This window comes from Mycobacterium sp. E735 (assembly GCF_001666955.1).
GTDB lineage: Bacteria > Actinomycetota > Actinomycetes > Mycobacteriales > Mycobacteriaceae > Mycobacterium.
The window spans coordinates 1-4114 of sequence record NZ_LZIX01000280.1; the positions used below are offsets into that span (position 1 = coordinate 1).

The following is a 4114-nucleotide window of genomic DNA, read 5'->3' on the forward strand; positions in this document are numbered from 1 at the left end:
CAGCGGGCCGAGGACATCGAAAGTGGCTCCGCCCCAGTCGATGAGGTGATGCCGACCATCCCGCGGCCAACCGATGAGGTCAGGCACCACGGCCAGCGGCAGGGCGGCCGCCAGGTCGTTTACCCCGTCGACCGCACCCTGGGCGAGCGCGGCATCGACGACCGCCGCGGCGGTGGCGTCCACGCTGTCGCTGATCGCACGCAGCACGCGCGGCAACAGTCGGTGCGCGACCAGTTTGCGACGTTGATCGTGCTCGTCGCCGTCGCTGTTGAGGGTCGTGCCTCGCGATAGGCGATTGGTGATCGGGTTCAGGGAGACGCCCCTGCCCGACAGGAACGTCGTGTCGTCACGCAACACGGCCTTGCTCTCGGCGTAGCGGGGGAGCGCGTACGCCTTCTGCTTGGCCAGCCAGACCACCGGGCCGAGGTCGCGCAGGCGCCGGTAGTGCGGGTAGGGATCGACGATGGCGGCGGCGGAGTAGAGGTCGGGTTCGTATACCGGGACACCGGCCGGTGTGCGACGCATCGTTCTCCTCACAGCGCGCCTGGCGGCCACGGCGCACGCTTTCTGACGAAATCGTCACATACGGCGATATGCTCAGTCAAGCCCTGAGGTGCCGTGCCCGGGTGCAACGGATGGTTCGGCGGCGGACGGCCAAGGCCGGCTGCTCCGTTCTCACCGACGGTCCTACCCAGACAAACCGGCCGCGCCTAGCGCGGCTCGCAGACCACGAGCGGGATGACGCGGTCGATGGCCCGACGGTATTCGCGGTAGCGAGGGCAGATCCGCTTCAGCGGCGGCCAATAGCGTTCGCGCTCAGCGTCTGTGGCATCCCGGGCCACCAGATCCAGCTGCCGGGCGCGGATCTGCACCCGCACTTCGGGATGCTCCTTCAGGTTGCGATACCACAACGGGTCTACGTCGCGCCCGCCGAAAGAAGCCGGCAGAATCACCCTTTCGCCGTCGAGCTGTTCAGTGCCCGCGGCTTCGCCGACGTCAGCGTCGACGACGTCGCCCAGGATCTTTCCCAACCTGCAGCGAGGGAAACGTTACGGGTCGCAGATGACGATCGGGATGACGCGGTCCGTCCACGATCGGTAGTCGCCGAATGACGGGTACATGGCATCCAGCTTCGGCCAGTATTCCGCGCGCTCGGCCTCGGTGGCGTCACGGGCCTGCAGCTGCAGCACCTCGTCCTTGATCTGCACGGAGACTTTGGGATTGGCCTTGAGGTTGAGGTACCACAATGGGTTCTTGTCGCTGCCGCCCTTCGATGCGACCAGTACCACCCGGTTCCCTTCGCGTAGATACAGCAGCGGGCTCACCCGCGGTTCACCGGTCTTACGGCCCGTCGTGGTGAGCAGGGCGACCGGCGCGTTGCCGAAGGTGCCGCCCAGTTTTCCGTTGCTGCGTCGGTAGATCCACGTGTTGCCCTTGGCCATCCATTTGATGATGAAGCCGACCCAGGGGGCGTTCAAAGAGCGTGGCTTCGGTTTAGGCATGATGTTCCCTTAGCGCTGGACAAATGGTTGGAAGCGAACCTTGATGTGGTGGATTTCGGCCTTGCCGCTTGAGCTTTCGGCCGGTATCACGAACGTCTCGTTGACTCGTGCGGCCAGCCGACGGCCGCCGAACGCCGCCTTGGTCAGCACGGTGTACGCCGCGTGCACCCGGTCTCCGTCGATTCGGTAATCCGGCGGCGTCGTGTCCGCGAGAAATCGGTACTGCGGACCACGATTCATGCTGCGGCGCAGATGGTTTCCGGAGAACCCGTTCTTGATCCCTTGCTCGACGCGGGTGCACCGCGCGGCGAACGGAACGGAGTCGCCGTGATGGCTGACAAGCGCGTCGATGTAGGCCTGCGCCGCGGCGATGCGGCTCTCTTCGGAGACGAGCACCGAGAGGCTAGATGCGTTCGATGATGGTGCCGGTTGACAGGGCACCGCCCGCGCACATGGTGATCAGCGCGGTGCTCTGGTCGGTGCGCTCCAGCTCGTGCAGCGCGGTGGTGATCAGCCGGCTGCCGGTGCTGCCCACCGGGTGGCCCAACGCGATCGCCCCACCGTTCACGTTCACCTTGTCCATGTCCGGGTTGTGCACCCGCGCCCAGGACAGCACCACCGACGCGAACGCCTCGTTGATCTCGGTGATGTCGATGTCACCAATCTTCATGCCGGCCTTTTCCAGAACCTTGGCGGTGGACTGGACGGGGCCGTCGAGGTGGTAGTACGGCTCGGCGCCGACCAGCGCCTGGCTGACGATGCGGGCCCGCGGCCGCAATCCGAGCGACTTGGCCTTGTCCTCGTCCATCCACAGCACCGCCGCGGCGCCATCGGAGATCTGCGACGACGTTCCCGCCGTGTGGATTCCGCCCTCGATGACCGGCTTCAGCGAGCTCAGCCCCGACAGGGTGGTCTCCCGCAGGCCCTGGTCGCGGGAGATGGTCACCCGCTCGGACGTCGGCTGCTTGTTCTCGTCCAGTGCCGGCGCCTCGATCGGGGAGATCTCGCGGTCGAACCGGCCTTCCTCCCACGCCCGCTTGGCCTTGGCCTGCGATTGGTAGCCGAACTCGTCGATGTCGTCGCGGGTGATGCCCCGCCGCTTGGCGATCCGCTCGGCCGCGGTGAACTGGTCGGGCAGGTCGATGTCCCACGACGCGGGCCGCAGGATGCTTCGGTCGGGACCGGCGTTGGCGCCGAGTCCGACGCGGCTCATGGCCTCGATTCCGCAGGCGATGCCGATGTCGATGGCACCCGCCGCGATCAACCCGGCCACCAGCCCGTTGGCCTGCTGGCTGCTGCCGCACTGGCAGTCCACGGTCGTGGCGCCGACGTGCTCCGGCAGCCCGGCGACCAGCCAGCTGACCCGGGTGATGTTGTTGGACTGCTCGCCGAACTGCGTCACGCAGCCGCCGATGACCTGTTCGACGTCGCCGGCGTCGATGCCGGCCTTCTCCACCAGCGCCCTCTGCACCGCGCCAAGCAGCTCGGTCGCATGCAGCCCTGACAGCCATCCGTTGCGCTTGCCGATGGGGCTGCGGGTGGCTTCGACGATTACCGGGTTACCCATTCCGTCAGGCTAGAACACGTTTCATTAGTCTGACAAGCGACGATGGTGACCTGCCTTTTATCTGCGCAGGAGCCGTGTTTTACTGGCACTAGAACACGTTGCAATTGAGGAGCGCACACATCATGGCACCCCCCAACATCCCCGCCGACTTCGACTTTCTCGACCCCGACGTCAACCTCGCCGGGCTGCCCGTCGCGGAACTCGCCGAGCTGCGCAAGGCGGAGCCCATCCACTGGGTCGACATCCCCAATGGCGCGGGCGGGTTCGAGGACCACGGATATTGGCTCGTCACCAAGCACGCCGACGTCAAGGAGGTGTCCAAGCGCAGCGACATCTTCTCGAGCTGGATGAACGGCGCCATCCCGACGTGGCCGCCGGAGATGAAGCGCGAGCAGGTCGAGCTGCAGCGCAGCGTCATGCTCAACATGGACGCACCCCACCACACCCGGCTGCGCAAGATCATCTCGCGCGGCTTCACGCCACGGGCCATCGGACGGCTGGAGGCCGAGCTGGCCCAGCGTGCCCAGAACATCGCGAAGACCGCGGCGCACGAGGGCAGCGGCGACTTCGTCGAGCAGGTCTCGTGCGAGCTGCCGCTGCAAGCCATCGCGGGCCTGCTCGGCGTTCCCCAGGAGGATCGCGACAAGCTCTTCCGCTGGTCCAACGAGATGACCGGCGGCACCGACCCCGAGTACGCTCACGTCGATCCCGCGCAGTCGTCGATGGAACTGATCACCTACGCCATGGCGATGGCCGCGGAGCGCAGCAAGAACCCCACCGACGACATCGTCACCACGCTCGTCCAGGCCGACATCGACGGCGAGAAGCTCTCCGACGACGAGTTCGGTTTCTTCGTGGTGATGCTCGCGGTGGCGGGCAACGAGACCACGCGCAACTCGATCACCCACGGCATGTGATCGGCGACCGCGTTGAAGATGAGGGTGATGGTCATGCGGGCCAGGTTCGCGCCGATGCAGTAGTGGGCGCCGGTGCCACCGAACCCGACGTGGGGGTTCGGGTCGCGCAGGATGTTGAAGGTGTGCGG

At 66.4% G+C, this 4114-nt stretch carries 3 protein-coding genes and 3 pseudogenes; 1 reads left to right on the forward strand and 5 read right to left on the reverse strand.

Annotation, left to right across the window (positions count from 1 at the left end; all coding sequences use genetic code 11):
- The 5 genes and pseudogenes from A5704_RS23170 to A5704_RS23190 form a co-directional block, all read right to left on the reverse strand.
- A pseudogene (locus tag A5704_RS23170) lies at positions 1-525 on the reverse strand (cytochrome P450); the annotation flags it as partial.
- 185 nt (positions 526-710) lie between these two features.
- Positions 711-965: pseudogene (locus tag A5704_RS23175) on the reverse strand (nitroreductase/quinone reductase family protein); the annotation flags it as partial.
- 84 nt (positions 966-1049) lie between these two features.
- A complete protein-coding gene (locus A5704_RS23180; protein ID WP_067755072.1) occupies positions 1050-1502 on the reverse strand; it encodes a nitroreductase family deazaflavin-dependent oxidoreductase in 453 nt (150 codons plus the stop codon).
- 9 nt (positions 1503-1511) lie between these two features.
- On the reverse strand, positions 1512-1898 hold the full coding sequence (locus tag A5704_RS23185) for a hypothetical protein (RefSeq protein WP_067755068.1): 387 nt from the start codon (positions 1896-1898) through the stop codon (positions 1512-1514).
- A gap of 7 nt (positions 1899-1905) precedes the next feature.
- Positions 1906-3069, reverse strand: a complete 1164-nt coding sequence (locus A5704_RS23190; protein WP_067755065.1) for a steroid 3-ketoacyl-CoA thiolase — start codon at positions 3067-3069, stop codon at positions 1906-1908.
- A 122-nt stretch (positions 3070-3191) separates the two neighbouring features.
- On the opposite strand from A5704_RS23190, the pseudogene A5704_RS29880 reads away from it, so the two are divergent.
- Positions 3192-3983: pseudogene (locus A5704_RS29880) on the forward strand (steroid C27-monooxygenase); the annotation flags it as partial.
- Positions 3984-4114: the final 131 nt, after the last annotated feature.